General features: G+C 72.1%; 15 protein-coding genes. 9 read left to right on the forward strand and 6 right to left on the reverse strand.

Features of this window, described 5'->3' with window-relative positions; translation table 11 throughout:
- Positions 1-3: 3 nt before the first annotated feature.
- The 4 genes from ACFSJS_RS24320 to ACFSJS_RS24335 all read right to left on the reverse strand — a co-directional run bounded on the left by ACFSJS_RS24320 (position 4) and on the right by ACFSJS_RS24335 (position 6258).
- On the reverse strand, positions 4-2322 hold the full coding sequence (locus ACFSJS_RS24320; protein ID WP_380903956.1) for an excinuclease ABC subunit UvrA: 2319 nt from the start codon (positions 2320-2322) through the stop codon (positions 4-6).
- 19 nt (positions 2323-2341) lie between these two features.
- Positions 2342-3307, reverse strand: a complete 966-nt coding sequence (locus tag ACFSJS_RS24325; protein WP_380904060.1) for a methyltransferase — start codon at positions 3305-3307, stop codon at positions 2342-2344.
- Between the two features lie 91 nt (positions 3308-3398).
- Positions 3399-4787: a cation:proton antiporter gene (locus ACFSJS_RS24330; protein ID WP_380903958.1), complete on the reverse strand. Its 1389-nt coding sequence runs from the start codon at positions 4785-4787 to the stop codon at positions 3399-3401.
- Complete coding sequence (locus ACFSJS_RS24335; protein WP_380903960.1) at positions 4774-6258, reverse strand: FAD-dependent oxidoreductase; 1485 nt, start codon at positions 6256-6258, stop codon at positions 4774-4776. Before ACFSJS_RS24335 ends, ACFSJS_RS24330 begins: the two co-directional genes overlap by 14 nt.
- Positions 6259-6509: 251 nt before the next feature.
- Here ACFSJS_RS24335 and ACFSJS_RS24340 point away from each other — a divergent pair, with 251 nt between their 5' ends.
- Complete coding sequence (locus ACFSJS_RS24340; protein ID WP_380903962.1) at positions 6510-7577, forward strand: glucose-1-phosphate thymidylyltransferase; 1068 nt, start codon at positions 6510-6512, stop codon at positions 7575-7577.
- A gap of 239 nt (positions 7578-7816) precedes the next feature.
- A complete protein-coding gene (locus tag ACFSJS_RS24345; RefSeq protein ID WP_380904062.1) occupies positions 7817-8614 on the forward strand; it encodes a DUF6008 family protein in 798 nt (265 codons plus the stop codon).
- Between the two features lie 576 nt (positions 8615-9190).
- Here the strand turns inward: ACFSJS_RS24345 and ACFSJS_RS24350 are convergent.
- On the reverse strand, positions 9191-10180 hold the full coding sequence (locus ACFSJS_RS24350) for a ScbA/BarX family gamma-butyrolactone biosynthesis protein (RefSeq protein ID WP_380903964.1): 990 nt from the start codon (positions 10178-10180) through the stop codon (positions 9191-9193).
- A 115-nt stretch (positions 10181-10295) separates the two neighbouring features.
- Between ACFSJS_RS24350 and ACFSJS_RS24355 the strand changes: the two genes are divergently transcribed.
- The gene (locus ACFSJS_RS24355; protein WP_380903966.1) at positions 10296-10922 is read left to right on the forward strand and encodes a ScbR family autoregulator-binding transcription factor; all 627 of its coding nucleotides are present in this window, start codon (positions 10296-10298) and stop codon (positions 10920-10922) included.
- Positions 10919-11917, forward strand: a complete 999-nt coding sequence (locus tag ACFSJS_RS24360; protein ID WP_380903968.1) for an NAD-dependent epimerase/dehydratase family protein — start codon at positions 10919-10921, stop codon at positions 11915-11917. The genes ACFSJS_RS24355 and ACFSJS_RS24360 overlap by 4 nt, the downstream gene beginning before the upstream one ends.
- Before the next feature lie 60 nt (positions 11918-11977).
- On the opposite strand, the gene ACFSJS_RS24365 is transcribed toward ACFSJS_RS24360, so the two are convergent.
- Positions 11978-12604, reverse strand: coding sequence for a ScbR family autoregulator-binding transcription factor (locus ACFSJS_RS24365; protein ID WP_380903970.1), 627 nt, complete (start codon positions 12602-12604; stop codon positions 11978-11980).
- 485 nt (positions 12605-13089) lie between these two features.
- Between ACFSJS_RS24365 and ACFSJS_RS24370 the strand changes: the two genes are divergently transcribed.
- The 5 genes from ACFSJS_RS24370 (at position 13090) to ACFSJS_RS24390 (ending at position 18912) form a co-directional block, all read left to right on the forward strand.
- Positions 13090-14277, forward strand: coding sequence for an IS701 family transposase (locus ACFSJS_RS24370; RefSeq protein WP_380903972.1), 1188 nt, complete (start codon positions 13090-13092; stop codon positions 14275-14277).
- Between the two features lie 65 nt (positions 14278-14342).
- Positions 14343-14786, forward strand: coding sequence for a winged helix-turn-helix transcriptional regulator (locus tag ACFSJS_RS24375; protein WP_380903974.1), 444 nt, complete (start codon positions 14343-14345; stop codon positions 14784-14786).
- 137 nt (positions 14787-14923) lie between these two features.
- Positions 14924-15904, forward strand: coding sequence for a DUF1702 family protein (locus ACFSJS_RS24380; protein WP_380903976.1), 981 nt, complete (start codon positions 14924-14926; stop codon positions 15902-15904).
- A 93-nt stretch (positions 15905-15997) separates the two neighbouring features.
- Positions 15998-16984 carry a DUF1702 family protein gene (locus ACFSJS_RS24385; RefSeq protein WP_380903978.1) on the forward strand — a complete coding sequence of 329 codons (987 nt, stop codon included), beginning with the start codon at positions 15998-16000 and terminating at the stop codon, positions 16982-16984.
- Between the two features lie 56 nt (positions 16985-17040).
- Positions 17041-18912 carry a CRTAC1 family protein gene (locus tag ACFSJS_RS24390; RefSeq protein WP_380904064.1) on the forward strand — a complete coding sequence of 624 codons (1872 nt, stop codon included), beginning with the start codon at positions 17041-17043 and terminating at the stop codon, positions 18910-18912.
- Position 18913 lies beyond the last annotated feature (1 nt).

Below are 18913 nucleotides of genomic sequence, written 5' to 3' on the forward strand. Positions count from 1 at the left end.
CGGTCAGCCCTCTGCGGCGGCCGCTTCCCGGTAACGCCGCAGGTGCTCGCCGGTGAGGGACGAGGCGTGGGCGATCAGATCCCGGGGGGTGCCTGTGAACACGATCTCGCCGCCGTCCTTGCCGCCCTCCGGACCGAGGTCGATGACCCAGTCGGCGCGCTGGACGACGTCGAGGTTGTGCTCGATGACGACCACGGTGTTGCCCCGGTCGACCAAGTCGTCCAGCAGGGCCACCAGGGTGTCCACGTCCGACATGTGCAGGCCGGTGGTGGGTTCGTCCAGGACGTAGACGCTGCCGGTGCGGTGCAGCTGGTCGGCCAGCTTGATCCGCTGGAGCTCACCGCCGGACAGGCTGCTCAGCGGCTGGCCGAGGCTCAGGTAGCCCAGGCCGACGTCCACGAGCGCGCGCAGCTTGGCGTTCAGGGCCTTCTCGTGGAAGAACTCCACGGCCTCCTCGGCCGGCATCTCCAGCACGTCCGCGATGGACTTGTCGCGCAGCCGGTGCTGGAGCACCTCCTCCCGGAAGCGGCGCCCGCCGCAGGACTCGCAGTGCGTGGTGACGGGGTCCATGAAGGCCAGCTCGGTGATGATGACGCCGCGGCCCTGGCACTCCTCGCAGGCACCCGCGGAGTTGAAGCTGAAGAGCCCGGCGGGGGAGCCGCTCGCCTTGGCGAACAGCTTGCGGATCGGGTCCATCAGCCCCAGGTAGGTCACCGGGGTGGAGCGCGAGGACGCGGGGATCGCGGACTGGTCGACGTAGACGGTCTCCGGGTGCGCCTTCGGGAAGACCTCGGCGATCAGGGAGCTCTTGCCCGATCCGGCGACACCGGTGACCACGGTCAGCACCCCGGTCGGGATGTCGACCGAGACGTTCTTGAGGTTGTGCAGGGTCGCCCCCTCGATGCGCAGCGCTCCCTGCGGCTTCCTGGCGGTGTCCTTCAGCGGGGTGACGCTGCGCAGACCGCGCCCGGTGGGGGTGTCGGCCGACCGCAGCCGGTCGACGGTGCCCTCGAAGACCACCTCGCCGCCGTGGACGCCGGCGCCCGGGCCCATGTCGACGACGTGGTCGGCGATCGCGATGACGTCGGGGTCGTGCTCGACGACCAGGACCGTGTTGCCCTTGTCGCGCAGGGCGCGCAGCAGCTCGTTGAGGCGTCCGACGTCACGCGGGTGCAGACCGGTGCTCGGCTCGTCGAAGACGTACGTCAGCCCGGTCAGGGTGTTGCCGAGGTGCCGGATCAGTTTGAGCCGCTGGCCCTCGCCGCCGGACAGGCTCAGGGCGGGCCGGTCGAGGGTGAGGTAGCCCAGGCCGATCGAGACCACCCGCTCCAGCGCCGTGCGGGCGGCGTCGGCGAGCTGCTTGACCTGGGGGTCCTCGATGGCGGCGAGCAGCTCGACCAGATCGGCGATCTCCATGCGGGACCAGTCGGCGATGTTGCGGCCGTCGATGCGCACGGCCAGGGCCTGCGGGCTGAGCCTCGCCCCCTCGCAGGTCTGGCAGACGCCGTTGGTGACGAACCGCTCGACGACCTCGCGCTTGCGCTCGCTCAGGGTGCTCAGGTCCCGCTTGAGGTTGAGCCGGGAGAACCGGTCGACCAGTCCCTCGTAATTGGTCTGGAACGAGGTGTTCTTCGTGGACACCTTGACCTTGCCGCCCGTGCCGTGCAGCAGTTCGTGCAGCTCGTCGTCGGTGTAGTCCTTCAGCGGCTTGTCGGGGTCGAACCGCCCGGAGGCCGCCCAGATCTGCCAGTCGGGGCTGCCCACCTTGTACTCGGGGAAGAGGACCGCGCCCTCGTTCAGGGACTTGGAGCGGTCCAGCATCCGGTCGAGGTCGACCTGGACGCTCTGGCCGAGTCCCTCGCAGCCGGGGCACATCCCCTGGGGGTCGTTGAAGGAGAAGAGCGACACCCGCCCCTCGGAGGGCGTCCCGTAGCGGGCGAACAGGGCCCGGATCATGGGCTGGATGTCGGTCATCGTGCCCACGGTGGAACGGGCGTTGCCGCCGACCGGCTTCTGGTCGACGATGACGGGAGTGGTCAGGTTCTCGATGACGTCGGCCTGCGGGCGCTCGTACTTCGGCAGCTGGTTGCGGATGAACCAGCCGAAGGTGCCGTTCAGCTGCCGCTGGGCCTCCACGGCCACCGTGTCGAAGACGACCGACGACTTGCCGGAACCCGACACGCCCGTGAAGACCGTGATCTTGTTCTTGGGGATGGTCAGGGACACGTCCTTGAGGTTGTGCACCCTGGCACCGGTGATCCGGATGCAGTCGGCGCCGTCGACCGTGGCCGAGGTGTTCTCCGCGTTCTTCACGTTCTCCACTTCCTGTTGGTGTCCGCCCTCACCGAGCGGTCAGTTCGACGATCGAGAGCGCACCTGCGGGGTGCACCGCCCTGACGGCCAGACCGCAGTCGGCCGCCAGGGTGCCGATCTCCCCGACGCCGCGCTCCTTGCCCCCGTAGTAGACGAGCATCCGCAGGTCCATGGCGGTGTGCAGGGGCCTGCCGTCCCGTCCGATCCGCTCGACGACGAAGACCGACCCTCCCCGGCCCGCTGCTTCGGCGCACCGGGCCAGGATGGCCTTCGCCGACGCGTCGTCCCAGTCGTGCAGCACCGAGGAGAGCAGGTAGCCGCCGGCCCCCGCGGGCAGCGGGTCGAAGAAGCTCCCCGGCACCACGTCCGTGCGGTCGGCCAACCCGGCGGCCTCCAGCGACCGGCGCGCGATGGCCGCCGTGTCCGGCAGGTCGACGACCGTGCCCCGCAGCCGTGGATGCTCCGCCAGCAGGGCGATCAGCAGGGAGCCGTCTCCACCGCCGACATCGACCACGTGGCCGAGGGAGCCCCAGTCGAAGCCGCCGACGATGCCCTCCGCCCTGATCCGCAGGTCCGCGCCCATGCGGGCGGCGAAGGACGCGGCCCGCTCCGGGTCGGCTTCCAGGTCCTCCCAGAAGGAGGTGCCGAACTGCTCGGGGAAGCCGGCCCGGCCCGTGCGGACGCTGTGGAGCAGCTGGACGAAGGCGAGTTCGGCCCGCCCGACGGCCCCCTCGATGTCGAGGGCGTCGCGGATGCCGGAGGGATGGCCGTCCCGCAGTGGTTCCCCGAGCGAGGTCAGGGCGTACCGCCCGTCCTCGTCGCGGCTGAGGACCCCCTTGGTGACCAGGTGGTCCAGCAGGCGCTCCAGCGCCCCGGCGTCGGCGCCCACCGCTCCGGCGAGGTCCGCGGCGGTGAGCGGCTGCCGGGCGAGGTGGTCGGCGACGCGCAGGGTGGCGGCCACCCGCACGGCCATCGGGGTGCCCAGGTGCGCCATGCGCCACAGGCGGGCGCCCTGCTCGTCGTGCGCACCGGGCGTCGTGCGCCGCACGTCTGCGCCGGGCACGTGTCTCTCCTTCGGGTGGGGGTCAGTAGCTGCCGGCGGCGATCCGCCGGGATTCCGCGGGGGCCGGGGGCGGTTCCCCGTCGGCGGGGTGGGCCCAGCCGGTGAAACGCCGCTCCCGCTCCCGTTCCTCGTCCCCGACGCCGATCCGGCGGGCGGACCGGCGAAGCAGCGGCGGAGCGATCACCGAGGTGACGACCGCGACGAGGACGATGCAGGTGAAGGCGGCGGTGGTCAGCACGCCGAGCCGGAGCCCGGCCAGGGCGATGACGACCTCGATCATGCCGCGCGCGTTCATCCCCGCGCCCAGGGCCACGCCCTCCCAGTGGCCCAGCCGGCTGGCGCGGGCCCCGAGGTAGGCGCCGGCGAACTTGCCCAGGACGGCCACGGCCAGCACGCCGGCCGCCGTGGCGGCGACGGTGGGGTCGGCGAGCAGGGTCAGGTCCATGTGCAGGCCGATGCCGGCGAGGAACAGCGGCGCGAAGAAGGACATCACCACGGTACGCAGCGGGGCGAGCCGGGAGGGGGCGACGCGGCTGAGGACGGTGGCTCCGGCCACGAAGGCGCCGAACAGCGCCTCCATCCCGATCGCCGCGCTTCCGGCCGCGTAGAGCAGGACGAGGGCGACGGCGATGGTGAGCGTGGAGCCGGCCGCGCGCTCCCCCGACCGCGTCCTGGTCGCGTACCGCGCCAGCGGCCGGCGCAGCAGCAGGGCCGTGGCGAGGAACAGGGCCGCGTACAGCGCGGTGGCCGCCACCTGACCGCCCGCCCCGCCGACCGCGACGGCGGAGACGACCGCCAGCAGGAGCCAGCCGACGGCGTCGTCGAAGAAGGCCGCGGTGATGACGAGCTGGCCGACGTCGCGGTGCAGCAGGTCGAGTTCGGCCAGGGTCTTGGCGATGACGGGAAGGGCCGTGACGCACAGGGCGACGCCCAGGAAGAAGGCGAACAGGTGCCGCCGGCCCGGTTCGGCCAGCAGTTCCCCCGGGACCAGGTAGCCGGCCGCCATGCCGAATCCCAGCGGGACGAGCAGCCCGGCCAGGCTGACGCGCGTCGCCGTCGCGCCGCGGCGGCGCAGGAAGCCCGCGTCGAACTGGGCGCCCGTGACGCCCACCAGCAGCAGCAGGCCGATCTGCGTGACGGCGTCGAGCAGCCGGGTCTGGCCGGGGTCGGAGGGGAAGAGCCATCCGGTCACCGCGGGTGCGGCGTGGCCGAGGACCGTCGGCCCCAGGAGCACGCCGGCGGACAGCTCGCCCACCAGCGCGGGCAGCCCGACGCGCAGCGCCAGCCGCCCCAGCCCGTGGGCGGCCGTGAGCAGGACGCCCACCTGGAGGAGGAGGACCACCAGATCCGTGCCCCCCAGGGGCGACAGGGCCCCTGCGGCGAGCACCGCCGGAACGTCAGGAGTGGTCATACCTCACCCAGCTGAGGCCGTCGGCGGACGCGGCCAGCCCACCGGGTTCCAGCGGCTTCCCCTCGCCCGCTTCCGGGCCGAGCAGGGCCCGGGCCTGGAGGGCGGCGCTCTGCTCCATCAGCCGGCCCACGACGGCCCCGCTGCGCGCGGCGCCGAAGTGCCCGCGCCCACCGGGGCCCGTGGCGGAGACGGCCTGCGCCATTTCCGCGGAGGCGGCGGCGAAGCGCTCCCGGGCCAGGGCGGCGCCGGCGAACTCGTCGGACGCCACTCCGCCGACGAGCTCGACGAAGGACTGGATGTCGGTCTCGGCGGTGTTGGAGACCTTGCGGGCCTGCCAGAAGTAGGAGTCCTCGGAGTGGTTCATGTCGTAGAACCCGACGAGGAACTCGTAGAACCTGCCGTACTCGCTGCGGTAGCGCTTCTCGAACTCGCGGAAGGCGCTGTCCTCGTCGACCGCGCCCTCCAGCACCGCGTTCAGGGAGCGCGCGGCGAGCAGGCCGCTGTAGGTGGCCAGGTGGACACCCGAGGAGAAGACCGGGTCGACGAAGCAGGCGGCGTCGCCGACGAGCACCATGCCCGGGCTCCAGAACGCGGTGTTGCAGTACGACCAGTCCTTGCGCACCCGGAGCCGCCCGTACGGCCCTTCGGTGACGCGGGTGGCGTTCGCCAGCATCTCGCGGATCCGCGGGCAGGCGTCGATGAAGCGCCGCATCGCCTCCTCGGGATCGCCCTGCACCAGCGACGCCGCGTCCCGCTGGACGACCGCCCCGACGCTGGTGAGGGTCGGGCTGAGGGGGATGTACCAGAACCAGCCGTGGTCGAAGGCGACGGTGAAGATGTTGCCCTCGTTGGGTTTGGGAAGCCGTCTGCCGCCTTCGTAGTAGCCGAAGAGCGCCAGGTTGCGGAAGAACTGCGAGTACTCCCGCCGGGCACCCGTGTGGGTGTAGAGCCGGCTGGTGTTGCCGGAGGCGTCGACGACGTAGCGCGCCTCCACCCGGTGCTCGCCGCCCTCGCCGTCGCGGTAGCGGACCCCGCTGATCCGGCCGTCCTCGCGCAGCACGTCGACGACGTGGCTGTTCTCCCGGACCTCGACGCCGTTGTCGCGGGCGTTGTCGAGCAGGATCTGGTCGAACTTCATCCGCTCGACCTGGTAGGCGTGCGCCGTCGGACCGGCCATCCGGCGCGAGACCGCGAAGTCGAAGGTCCACGGCTCGGGGTTGCTGCCCCACCTGAAGGTACCGCCGTGCTTGATCGTGAACGAGGCCCTCCGGAGGGCGTCGGTGACGCCCAGCAGGTGCCCGATGCCGTGCACGGTGGCCGGGAGCAGGGACTCGCCGATCTGGTACCGGGGGAACGTCTCCTTCTCCAGCTGGAGGACGCGGTGGCCGCGTTTGGCCACGAGCGTGGAGACGGTCGAGCCGGCCGGGCCGCCCCCTACCACTATGACGTCGAACCGCCGTTGCGCATTCACCCGAATCTCCTCCGTAGCCGGGGCCGACGACGATGCGGCCCTTGCCGTCCCTGCATCGTGGTCGGTCCCGCGGGGCCCGCGCATCTCCTGGATTGCGCGGGCCCCGCAGCGGCTTCCCGGACCGCCGGCCAACGGGGCAACCTGGGATAACCGCCGTCGGCCGGCGAACCTCTAGGGTGCACGTCAGCAAGGGCGTGAGCGAGGGACCGCCTCGCCGAGAATCCGCGCACTGCCCCGAGGAGCGGAACCCCATGAAGGCACTCGTGCTGGCGGGCGGGTCGGGGACCCGCCTGCGGCCCATCAGCTACACCATGCCGAAGCAGCTCGTACCCGTCGCCAACAGGCCCGTCCTGGAGTACGCGCTGGAGAACGTCCGCGAGCTCGGGGCGACCGACGTCGGGATCATCGTGGGCGACTGGGCCCGGGAGATCGCCGCGGTGGTGGGCGACGGCTCGCGCTTCGGGCTGCGGACCCGCTACATCCGCCAGGAGCGGCCGCTGGGGCTGGCCCACTGCATTCGCCTGGCCAGGTCCTTCCTGGGCGACGACGACTTCGTGCTGTATCTGGGCGACGTCATGCTCCACGGGGACGTCCGGCCGCTGGCCGACGACTTCCTGCGGCGGCGTCCCGCGGCCCAGCTCGTCGTGGCCCGGGCGGCCGACCCGCGCTCGTTCGGCGTCGTGGAGACGGACGCGGACGGCGCGGTGCGCAGGATGGTGGAGAAGCCCGAGGAGCCGAGGAGCGACATGGTCGCCACCGGGGTGTACTTCTTCACCCCGGCCGTGCACGAGGCGGTCGCCGCCATCGGCCCCGGTGCGCGGGGGGAGCTGGAGGTCACCGACGCCGTCCAGTGGCTCGTCGACCGCGGTCTCCCGGTGGGCGTCTGCGAGTTCGGCGGTTACTGGAAGGACACCGGGCGGGCCGAGGACGTCCTGGAGTGCAACAGGCGCCTGCTGCACGGCGTGCGCACGCGGATCGCCGGGGAGGTCGACCCGGACAGCGAACTGGTGGGCCCCGTGGTCGTCGAGCGAGGGGCGCGGGTGGTGCGCTCCCGGGTGGAGGGGCCCGCGGTGATCGGCGCGGGCACGGTGGTCGCGGACAGCCGCGTCGGACCGTACACCTCGATCGGCGAGAACTGCACCCTGCGGGCTTCCGAGGTCTCCGACTCCGTCGTGTTCGCCGCGGCCTCGATCCGGGCCGTGGCCGGATTGCACGGTTCGCTGATCGGCCGGGGAGCCTGCGTGGCCCCGGGTGGCCGGGACGGAGCCCGCCACCGGCTGGTGGTCGGCGACCACGCGCGGGTCGAGATCGCCGCTTAGCACGGCGACCGCTGCCGCCGCGGCCGGGGCGGGCCGCGGCGGCTGTTCGAGGTGGGAAGAGCGCACGGGGAGAGTGGTTCGCGCCGCGGCCGCGTTCCTAGCGTGGCAGCCGTTGAGGCATGCCCCGGTGAGCCGAGCGCCATCCCGGGACGGACGGCTGCTCCACCGGTCACCCACAAGAAGGAGCCCCGATGGATCATTCACCAGGAATGACAGACATGCCGGACATGGGGGGTGCGATGACGTCCGTGTCCACCGTGGACACGCTGGGAGCTGTGCTCCTCGTCCTGTGGGCCGCCGCGATGTGGCTGGCCGTCGCCGTGCTGGCCGTCGCCAACCGGGGGCCGGTGCGCCCCTGGCTCTACCGGACGGCCGTCGGCCTGATCGGGGTGGGGGCGATAGGTCAGCTCGGCCACTTCCAGGAGCACGTGGCGCAGGCCGGCTACTGGGTGGCCCATCCCACGGCACCGGCCTGGATGACGCCCCTGGGGGACAGTCTGGCCCGGGGACTGGGGCAGGTGGACACGGCCAAGCCGTCGCTCGGCATGGAGATCCTGCACCTCCTCGGAAACTTCATCTTCCTCGCCGGACTGGTCGGGATCGTGCAGATCACCCGGCGGACCACCCGGCAGCTGGCGTCGCGCAAGTGGGCCAGGATGGGCGTGTGGATGCAGGGCGTCCACGGCGTCGAGCACGCCGTGCTGACGCTCTCCGTCGCCCTGGGGGCCACTCGCGCCGTCGGCCTCTCCACCTGGTTCGGCACGATCGAGGCCGGCCCGGCGCTGACGACCTACCGGGTCTGGTGGCACTTCGTCGCCAACCTGGTCGGCACGGCCATCCTCGTGCTCTCCCTCTACCACCTGTGGCGGGAGAGGCAGGCGGTCAGGAGCGACTACCTGCCTGAGGACACGGACGGGCCGCCTTCGGCTCCCGGAGCTCCGGCTCCCGGAGCATGTCCCGTCCGGCGGTCCGGGCCCGTGGCGGCCGAAGAAGGGGAGCCCGGGCGCGAGCCCGTGCTGACCGGACGGACCGAGTAGCCGCCCCCGGCCGGCGCCGCGGGCGGCCCGGCACGGTCCGCCCCCGCGGTGCGCGGGGGGCCGTCGCCCGGTCCGCGCGTTCCGGTGGACGCCGTCGGCGAGGGGACCGGGGACGGGAGCGCCGTCCGGCAGTGTCGGCACAGGCCGGTCGGCGCCGGACGGCTGCGCCCGTCCCCGGTCCAGCCCCCGCCGGCGAACGACAGGGGCTGGAAAAGCGGAGGCCTTTGCTCCATGATGGGGGTGTCTCCCTGCGGAAGAGCATGACGAGGTCGTTCCCCGGCTTCGGGGTTCGGGCGGAGCCGTGGCGTGCGGCCCGGAGCGGTGTCCGGAACGGCTCCCGGCCCGCCGGTCGTTCCGGCGACCGGCGGACAGAGGCGCACACGACCGCGAGCCCGGTGGCGGCGCACCGGGCCCGGCCGGAGGGCACACCGCTCCCGGCACCGTGAGTCGGACGTCGTGGCTGGCGTCCGCGCCGACTCCCGTCCGCCGGCGTGCCGGTGGCACGGATGGAAGGTCTTCGGCGGGTGCCGGGAACGAGTGCGTCCGGGGTGTCGCTCCGGTTCGGAGGAAGGTCGGTCAGAGTGCGGTCATGTCGGTCAGCTCGGCGGTCGCGGCGAACGCGCGGTTGTCGCCCTGGATCGCGCTGACGCGTACGGACCTGCGGCCGTCGGGCGTCGCCCGCGGCTCCGCCTCGGCCTCGATCCAGCACGGATCGTCGAACTCGACGTAGCGGCTGAACGACACGTCCATCGACGTCGGCATCACCGCGCCGTTCGAGGGGGCCAGCGCGTGGCCGGCCTGGCGCACGGACTCCAGGAGGAGCATGCCCGGCACGTGGTCGAGGGGGTGGTCGAAGAGGACGGGGTGCGCCGTGTCGACGCGCAGTCGCCAGCGGCGGTGCCCCGGGGCACCGGCCCCCTGGGCGGGGACCAGGGAGGGGGCCTCCCGGGCGGGGGAGAGGACCACGTCGTGGTCGCGGTTGCGTCCCGCCACGCTGCGGGGGATCGGGGGCGTGGGGGCCGGGGCGTTGGCGAACATGCGGGTGACGTCCCCCCGGCCGGCCCGGATCCGCTCGTACACGCGGGGGGAGTGCTGGCCGAAGCTGATGTCGCCCAGCGCGAGGCGCGATCCGTCCCGCACGACCTCGATGTGCATGGACATCTGGACGGGCAGGGACTGGCGGTAGCGGATGTCGCTGCACAGCACGTGCATTTCGAGTTCGGCCGGAGTGCTCTTGATGCGCAGCGTCTGCGGGTTCGCGGCGTACCGCAGGCGCGACCAGCTGAGCTGGTGGCCGAAGGGCGTGCCGTACGCGGCGTGCGTGAGCAGCAGCCCGCTCTGCCGGAGGGTCTCGCACAGCAGCAGGGGGTCGTACACTCCGTGCTCGGAACTGTAGAAGCTGTGGCTCCGCGGCCACTGAGCGGTGACGGTGAAGGCGTCCTGCCCGGCTTTGCTCCATCCTGTCAGGAAGACCTCCGACAGGGCTGCTCGGTGTACGTACTCCCTGGCCACGGTCGTGGTCAGCGCCGGTCTGGAGACAACGGGACGGTTCTTGGTTGCAAGCATGCCTCTTCTCCCTGGGGCGTGCGCACGGAAAGCCCCCCGGCGCCGCGCGCCGTAGGAGCCGACTTGTAAAATAAGGTCGTTCGTTTTTTTTGTCGAGAGAAGAGCGGGACACTGGATGGCCGAGCCGAAGCAGGAACGGGCAGTGAAGACCAGGGAGGCGATCCTCTACGCGGCTGCCGAGATCTTCGACGAGTACGGGTACAGCGGCGCCAGCGTCAGCAAGATCATGAATCGGGCCGGCGTGACCCAGGGCGGCATGTACTTCCACTTCAAATCGAAGAGGTCGCTCGCGCAGGCGGTCATGGCGAGCCAGCAGGACTTCGTGAACTTCCCCATGGGCGAGGCCGGCCTGCAGCGGGTGATCGACCTGACCTTCCACCTGGCCCGCGAACTCCAGGAGAACGTCCTGGTCCGCGCGAGCATACGGCTCGCCGTCGAACAGGGGGAGTTCGGGATGCAGGACGACACCGTCTACCGGGAGTGGGCGGACCGGCTCTACACGTACCTGCGCGCGGCGCGCGAACGGGGCGAGCTCCTGCCCGAAGTCGACGAGAGGGAGTTCGCCAACGTGCTCGTGGGCGCTTACAGCGGAACCCAGCTGTACTCGCAGGTCTCCACCGGCCGGGCGGACCTGCCCGAGCGGGTCGCCTCCCTGTGGCACTACCTCCTGCCGGGGATCACGCCTCCGCACGTCAGGGCCAAGCTGCGGACCGGCCACCGGAGGAGCGGGGTCGCCGCATGAAGCCCCCGCGGATCGCCGTCACGGGCGGCACGGGATTCATCGGCTCGGCGGTGCTGCGCGAACTCGCGCGCCGCGGGGAGGACGGCGGCGGGGTCCGCCCGGTCGTTCGTGCGGTCGGCCGCCGTCCCCCCGGCGGCGCGGACACCCCGGTCGAGGAGTGGGTCCCCGCCGACCTGGCCGATCCCGGCACCCTGAGGGGGGCGTGCGACGGGGTGGACGTCCTGCTGCACCTCGCCGTCTCGCTCGGCCCCGACGAGGCGCAGTGCGAGGCGGTCAACGTCCGGGGGACCGCGGCCCTGGCGGAGGAGGCGAAGCGCGCCGGGGTCGGCCGGATCGTGCACCTGTCCACCGCGGCGGTCTACGGCCCCGGCCCCCACCGCGGCATCGCGGTGGACGGGGTGGAGCCGCGACCGGTGTCCGCCGTCAGCCGGTCCCGGCTCGCCGGGGAGCGGTACGCTCTCGCGGCCGGGGCGATCGTGCTGCGCCCGGGGCTGGTGGTGGGGCCCGGGGACCGGTGGGTGGTGCCCACCCTGGCCCGACTCCTGGAGGCGGTCCCCGCGCTGTGGGACGGGGGCCGGGCGCTGCTCTCCCTGGTCCACGTGGAAGACCTCGCCCGTCTGATCGTCCGTCTCGGCCTGGACGCGCGGCCGGCTGCCGCAGCGGTGTACCACGCCGCCCACCCCGAGCCCGTGCGCTGCGCGGACCTCCTGACGGGCCTGGCCCGGCACGGCGTGTTGCCTCCGGTCACGGGGGAGCTGGCCTGGGCCGAGTGCGTGGAGGCGCTCAAGGAGTCCGGCAGCGCGGTGAGCCGGCGTCAGTTGTCGCTGGTCGCGCTCGACCACTGGTACGACAGCGCCGCCGTCTGGCGCGCTGCGGGGTGCGACCCGGGCCCGGGGCCCCTGGCGCGGCTGGAGGGGGACGCGGCCTGGTACCGCTCGTTCACGGCCGCGCCGGCGGACGCCCGCGCGGTGCCGGCCGCTCCCGCGGAGGCGTGAGCCCGGTCCCTGGGCCCCTGCGGGAAGTCCGTTCCCTCAGCCCCGTGCGGGGCTGTCCCCTCAGCCCCGTGCGGGGCTGCGGTCCGGCGGCTCCGGAACGCCTTCCTTCGACACTCCCGCCAGGACCAGGCGCCAGACGCGCTCCAGCCGGGCCACGGCGCTCTCGTACTCGGACTTCGAGGCGAGCCGGCTGCGCAGGTACGCCTCGGCCCCGCTGGTCAGGTGGTCCACCAGCGTCGTGACGTCCGTCGGCAGCGCGTCCTCGCGCAATTGGCCGGTTCGGTGCGCCTCGTCCAGCAGTTCCCTGACGGTCGGGAGCCAGCCGTCCGACCAGGGAGGGACGGCCGGGAGCTCCCGCGCCAGGCGGACGGCGGAACGCACCGAGACCTCCTCCTCCATCAGGCGCGCGAGTTCGAGCGTGAGGTCGATGATGGTGCGCAGCGGAGGCGCGGACTCCTTGGTGACGCGCTCCAGGGCGGCCCGCGTCACCGACCAGCCCTCCTCCAGCACCGCGTCGGCCAGCTCGGCCTTGGTGGAGAAGTGGAAGGTCAGGGCTCCCACCGACAGCCCCGCCGCCTTGCTGACCTTGGACAGGGACGTGCCGTCATAGCCGCTGCGGTCGAACTCGGCGGCTGCGGCACGCAGGACGTTGGCGCGCGTCCGAACAGCTCTCTCCTGTTTCACCATGCTGACTCCGAAGGGACACTCGCCGATGGGTGCACGGGGGATGCGGCTCTCAGCTGTCGGCGCATTGTTCTTCCGTACCGGCCCAGTCTTCACGTTAGGTGACACCCTGAGCCTTTGTGGAGTGGAGGGGCAACCAAGAGTTGCCCAAGATGCAACGGCTCATGAACGGAATCTGGTCAGCGCGTCCAAATTTCGCCAGTGACCTGCGTTGTGGCATCTGAATATGCCATAGGCGGAGGAGGCAGGGACGTGCGGAACCATCCCGTGTGCCCTCACACGCCGGCGCGCAGAGCCGGTTTCGCGCGCCCCTCCCCGTCACGCCGCGCTACCTCGCCGCAGGATCCGCGGCGCCCCGGCGGTGCGGGGAGTGTCCCGGAGGGACATGGCGAAGTCGCGGAGGGACCACGCGAGGTCGCAAAAAAAAGAGGGTGTTCGCTATTCTTTTGCCGTGTGCCGACTGTGCCGTCACAAGGAGGGAATGCGCCATGGTCATGCACGCCCTGACGAGTGCACGGGTTCCGGTGCCCGCGTTCGCCGACAGGGTCTTCGGTCACCTGCCGCGAACCGACCAGCGTCGCTGGGCGCGGGTCTACCTGCAGGGCTTGCTGGTCACCCCGGGCAAGAAGTCGGTGCGCCGCCTCGCCGCCGCGGTCTCGGACTCGCCCACGGCGTTCCAGTCGCTGCACCAGTTCGTCAACGCCAGCCCCTGGGACTGGATGCCCGTCCGCGAGGAGCTGGCCTGCTGGGCCGAGCAGCGGATGCGCCCGCGGGCGTGGGTGATCGACCTGTCCGTGCTCCGCAAGCGGGGGGAGCACTCCTGCGGTGTGCATCGGCGCTTCGTCCCGTCCACCGGACGCTCCGTCACCTGCCAGGTGGGCATCGGCGTCTTCCTCGCCGCGCACGACGCGGCCGTCCCGGTGGACTGGCGCCTGCTGCTGCCCGGCTCCTGGTCCCGCGACCCGGAGCGCCGCAGACGCACCCGCATACCGGACGGCGTCGTCTCCCGGTCGATCGAGCACCACGCCCTCGACCTGGTCGACACCCTCGCCGGAGCCAGCCGGACGGCCCCCGTGCCGGTCGTGGCCGATCTGGGCACCTCCCCGGGCGCGGGTGACCTGGTACGCGGACTCGCCCTGCGCAACCACGACTTCGTGGTCGCCGTGCCGGACAACTTCCGGGTCGTGACCGGTCGCCACCTCAAGGTCCAGCGCCGGCACGGGACGGGCGAGCCGGGCGTGGAGGTCGACGCCCACCACCTCCTGCGGCATGAGGCGGGCGGGCTGGTGCGGGTCGAGCAGACGGCCGTCGGCGCCGGACGAGGCCACCACACGATCGTCAGGGCCGGTTTCGTGCACCTGCCGTGGGCGGCCCCCGCCGGCGCGCAGCCGGTGCACACGTACCAGATGTTCACGGTCCGGTCCAAGGGGGACCGCCGCCCCTCGCGGCTGTGGCTCACCAACCTGACGCGCGCCAGGGCGGAGGAGAAGGTCGCGCTGACCCGGCTGCTGTCCCGTACGGCGGAGTCGGTGCGCCGGATGGAGGAGGACTTCGGCCTGCTCGACTTCGAGGGGCGCTCCTACCCCGGCTGGCACCACCACATGACCTTGGTGTCGGCGGCCTACGCCTACCGCCGGCTCGGCGCACCGGCGGAGTCCGCGCTCGCCGCCGTCTGAACCGGTCCGGCCCCGCGGAACCGGGCCGGCCTTCCGAGAGACCGACCGAACACTGGGGGGAGCGAATGCTGAGGTCCACCTACGAGGACCAGGACTGCAACCTGGCCCGGGCACTGGAGGTCGTCGGGGAGCGCTGGACCCTCCTGATCATCCGCTCGGCACTGCTCGGGACCAAGCGCTTCGACGAGTTCCTGGAGGGTCTCGCGATCGCCCGGAACGTCCTGACCAAGCGCCTCACCCGGCTCGTCGAGCACGGGGTCATGGAGCGGGTCCCCTACCAGGACAGGCCCCTCAGGTACGAGTACCGGCTCACCCCCACGGGACGCGACCTGACCCGGGCGGTCATCGCGCTGATGCAGTGGGGCGACCGGAACCTGTCCCAGGAACTCGGTCCCCCGCGCAGGGCCGACCACATCGGCTGCGACGGCACCGTCCACGTCGAGCTGAGGTGCTCCGACTGCGGCCGCGAGGTGTGCGACGAGGAGGTGGACGTCCGGCGCGTCCGTTGAACACGCCGCCCGCGCGCACTTGAACACCCGGGCCGCGCCCGCCCGGCTGCGCACGACCGAAGATGCCCGCCGCATCCGCGCCGCAACACGATGAGCCCCGTGCCGCCGACAGGGCAGTCCGCACGAGGAGGGCGATCGTGGCATCCGCACTGGGAGCGTTGCGCAGGTTGGTCATGGCCCCGTCGCCGGGCGAGGTGAGCTTCGCCGGACGCGGCTTCCCCGTGGAGCCGAGCGAGAGCACCAGGCGGCTGGAGGCCGTTCCGCAGGCGGTCGTCTGCGGCTTCGAGTGGGGCATCGAGGACCGCCGACCGGCCGAGACCGAGCTGCGCCTGTCCATGGTCGACGCCGAGGTCAGGGGCTTCGCCTACGAGGGCGCCACGATGGCCTGCGTCATCCGCGACGTGATGGTCCCGCGCGGCCACCGCACCCGGGACCTGCTGCAGGGCGGCGGCAGGCCGCACATCTTCCTCAACTACATCGGCATCGGCTTCGCCATGGCCCGCCTGCCCCGGCCGCTGTGGGGGAAGGTGATGCCGGGGCTGTCCGATGCCGCGTACTACCCGGCGATGAGCTGGCTCGCCGTGGACGGCTACGGGTTCGACCGGGCCTACTTCGACACCGACCGCTGGGTCGGCGAGCAGCGGGTGCCCCCGGCATACGCCTGGGAGGGGAACCCCGCCTACTTCCTGCGCGCCGTGGACCAGGGCATCGGCCGGGCGCTGTGGTTCATCCACGGCGGACACGCCGGGCGAGTGGCCGCCGCCGTGGAGCGGTTCGCCTCCCACCGCCGGGCCGACCTGTGGAGCGGCGTCGGCCTGGCCGCCACCTTCGCCGGCGGCAGCGCCCCGGCCGCGCTGGCCGCGCTGCGCGAGGACGCCGGGGAGCACCGCGGCCACGTGGCACAGGGATCGGTGTTCGCCGCCAAGGCCCGCCACCACTCGGGCCACGTACCCGAGTACACCCGCGCGGCCACCCGGCTGCTCGCCGGCATCGACGTCGGAGCCGCCGCGGAACTGGCCGACGACTGCGCCGTGACCGGGGCCGGGGCGGGCGACCTCCCAGCCTACGAGCTGTGGCGCCGCCGGGTGCGCGAAAGGCTCGTCCACGCCGCGGTTTGAGCACATCCGAAGTAGACGGACCGCCGACACCCCTGGCTAGATTCGAAATCGTCCGGTAATTAACGGCGATTCCAAGAGGGGCGGTTAACTTCGTTGTCATCGATATTCGGAGCGCTTCGGCGCCGGGTCCTCACGCCTTCAGAATCGGAAACGAAACTGGAAAAGCGGGGCTTCCACAGGAAGAGCCCGGAGGCCCAGGAGCAACTGGAGAGGATCGGCCGGACCTTCCTCGAGGGATACGGCTACGCGGTCGAGGCCGGGTCGGCGGCGGAGGCCGAGGAGATGCTGGAGACCGTCCCCCGCGCCTACCGCGGGTTCGCCTACGAGGGCGCCGGCATGGGAGCCGTCGTGCACGACGCGCTCCCCGGCCACCGCGGGCGGCTGGAGGGCCTGCTCGCGGGACGGGGGCGCCACCACGTCTACATGGTGTACGTCGGCATCGGCTGGGCGATGGCCCGCCTGCCGAAGGTCCTGTGGCCCGACGTACGGAGGACCGATCCGCTGCTGAGGTGGCTGATCCTGGACGGCTACGGCTTCCACCAGGCCTACTTCCACACCGACCGGTACGTCCGCACCCCGCACGTGAGGCCCCCCTTCAGCTGGGCCGGAGGGCCCGACGAGTACTCGGCCAGGGTGATCGACCAGGGAATCGGCCGGGCCCTGTGGTTCGTCGGCGGCACCGACGCCGACGTGGTCGCCGACCTGATCGCCGCCTACCCCGCGCACCGCCGCGGCGACCTGTACGCGGGCGCGGGCCTGGCCGCCACGTACGCCGGGGCCGCGGACGAGGAGGAACTGCGGCGGTTCGCCGAGCGGGCCGGCGAGCACCGCCTCCCACTGGCCCAGGGATCCGCCTTCGCCGCGGAGGCCCGCAGGAAGGCGGGCACCACGATCGCGCACACACACCTCGCCACCAAGGTCCTGTGCGGCACGACACCGGAGCGCGCCGCGCAGGTGTGCATCGACCGCATGCCCGCCGCGGGCGGCCGGGACGGCGTCCCGGCCTACGAGATCTGGCGGCGCGAAATCGCCTCTGAAATCTTCTCCCTCTCGTCCTCCCAGAAAGGCGCCGACCTGTGACAAAGGTAAGCAGCTGGTTGTACAAGAATGCGCCGGGGGTCATCGCGCTCACCCTCATGGTGGGAACTTTCTATGCGGTGCGACTTCCGGAACCGTCCGCGGCCGAAATTCGGGAAGCGGCCGGTGACTTCGCCTTCGAGACGATGTCCGTGGCCATGCCGGCCGGTTTCAAGGAGCAGGACATCCGGAAGGTCAACAAGGCCTACAAGCACATCGATGCCTGGATCTCCTCGGTCGGCGCGGGCATCGCCATGAACGACGTGGACGGCGACGGGCTGGCCAACGACCTGTGCATCACCGATCCGCGCATCGACCAGGTCGTCGTCACGCCCACGCCGGACCGCGAGGAGGCGTACCAGCCGTTCGCACTCGACGCGGACCCGCTGCCGGTCAGCGACACGATGGCGCCGATGGGCTGCGTGCCCGGCGACTTCAACGAGGACGGCGCCATCGACCTCCTCGTCTACTACTGGGGCCGCACCCCCATCGTGTTCACCGCCAAGGACACCGCCGGGGGCGCACAGGACGGGCGGAGGGGCGGCGCCCTGACGGCCGACTCCTTCGAGGCCACCGAACTCCTGCCGGGGAAGCCCGGCCCCCGGTACACCGGGCCGCTCTGGAACTCCAACGCCGCCGCCGTCGCCGACTTCGACGGCGACGGCCACGACGACATCTTCATCGGCAACTACTTCCCCGAGAGCCCCGTCCTGGACCCGTCCAAGGACGGCGACGTCGTGATGAACGACTCGCTCTCCCACGCCCAGAACGGCGGCGGCGGCCACTTCTTCCGGTGGACCGAGCACGGCTACGAGAAGACCGACGGTTCCCTGCCGCAGGGCCTGAACCACGGCTGGACGCTCGGCGCGTCCGCCGCCGACCTCGACGGCGACCACCTGCCGGAGCTGTTCCTCGCCCACGACTTCGGGACCTCCGCGCTGCTGCACAACACGTCCCGCCCGGGCAAGATCGAGTTCGCCCAGGTCAAGTCCGTCCACTCGGGCACCGTGCCCAAGTCCAAGGAGATCGGGCGCAGCTCCTTCAAGGGCATGGGCATCGACTTCGGCGACCTGGACAACGACGGCCTGTACGACATGTTCGTCAGCAACATCACCACGTCGTTCGGCATCCAGGAGTCCAACTTCGCCTTCATCGGCACCGCCGGCAGCAGGGCCGAGGTGCGGGCCCGCCTCGAGGACGGCGAAGCCCCCTTCGAGGACAGGAGCACCGACCTCGGCGTCGCCTGGTCCGGCTGGGGCTGGGACGTGAAGACGGGCGACTTCGACAACGACGGCAACCTGGAGATCACCCAGGCCCTCGGCTTCGTCAAGGGCAAGGAAAACCGCTGGCCGCAGCTCCAGGAGCTGGCCACCACCAACGACGCGCTGGTCCCCAACCCCCGGTGGTGGCCCAACGTCGAACGCGGCGACGACCTCGCCGGCAGTCAGACCATGCGGTTCTTCGCCAAGAAGGACGACGGAACCTACCTGAACCTGTCCGAGGCGCTCGGTCTGGCCGTCCCCGTCCCCACCCGCGGCATCGCCACCGGCGACGCCGACGGTGACGGGCGCCTCGACCTGGCGGTCGCCCGGCAGTGGGGCGAGCCCGCCTTCCACCGCAACGTCAGCCCGGACCCGGGCTCCCACCTCGGCCTGAAGCTCGTCGACGAGTCCGGTTCGCCCGCGATCGGCGCGGAGGTGCGCGTCACGCTGCCCGACGGCACCCAGCGCGTCAGCCGGCTCGACGGCGGCGGCGGCCACTCCGGCAAGCGCAGCACCGACGTGCACATCGGTCTCGGTCGAGAGGTCCGTGGCCCGGTGGAGGTCCACCTGAGCTGGCGGGACCGCGACGGCGACGTACACGAGCAGCAGCTGGAGCTGGCCCCCGGCTGGCACAGCCTCCGGCTCGGCAACCAGGCCAAGGAGAAGTGAC

It is taken from the genome of Streptomyces desertarenae (assembly GCF_042681365.1).
In the GTDB taxonomy this organism is placed as follows: domain Bacteria; phylum Actinomycetota; class Actinomycetes; order Streptomycetales; family Streptomycetaceae; genus Streptomyces; species Streptomyces desertarenae.

Coding starts and splice junctions, on each gene's coding strand:
- ACFSJS_RS24360 (WP_380903968.1), top strand. CDS start 10,919: ATGAAGCCCCCGCGGATCGCCGTCACGGGCGGCACGGGATTCATCGGC.
- ACFSJS_RS24365 (WP_380903970.1), bottom strand. CDS start 12,604: ATGGTGAAACAGGAGAGAGCTGTTCGGACGCGCGCCAACGTCCTGCGT.
- ACFSJS_RS24350 (WP_380903964.1), bottom strand. CDS start 10,180: ATGCTTGCAACCAAGAACCGTCCCGTTGTCTCCAGACCGGCGCTGACC.
- ACFSJS_RS24345 (WP_380904062.1), top strand. CDS start 7,817: ATGACGTCCGTGTCCACCGTGGACACGCTGGGAGCTGTGCTCCTCGTC.
- ACFSJS_RS24355 (WP_380903966.1), top strand. CDS start 10,296: ATGGCCGAGCCGAAGCAGGAACGGGCAGTGAAGACCAGGGAGGCGATC.
- ACFSJS_RS24325 (WP_380904060.1), bottom strand. CDS start 3,307: ATGGCGCACCTGGGCACCCCGATGGCCGTGCGGGTGGCCGCCACCCTG.
- ACFSJS_RS24330 (WP_380903958.1), bottom strand. CDS start 4,787: ATGACCACTCCTGACGTTCCGGCGGTGCTCGCCGCAGGGGCCCTGTCG.
- ACFSJS_RS24340 (WP_380903962.1), top strand. CDS start 6,510: ATGAAGGCACTCGTGCTGGCGGGCGGGTCGGGGACCCGCCTGCGGCCC.
- ACFSJS_RS24375 (WP_380903974.1), top strand. CDS start 14,343: ATGCTGAGGTCCACCTACGAGGACCAGGACTGCAACCTGGCCCGGGCA.
- ACFSJS_RS24370 (WP_380903972.1), top strand. CDS start 13,090: ATGGTCATGCACGCCCTGACGAGTGCACGGGTTCCGGTGCCCGCGTTC.
- ACFSJS_RS24390 (WP_380904064.1), top strand. CDS start 17,041: ATGGTGGGAACTTTCTATGCGGTGCGACTTCCGGAACCGTCCGCGGCC.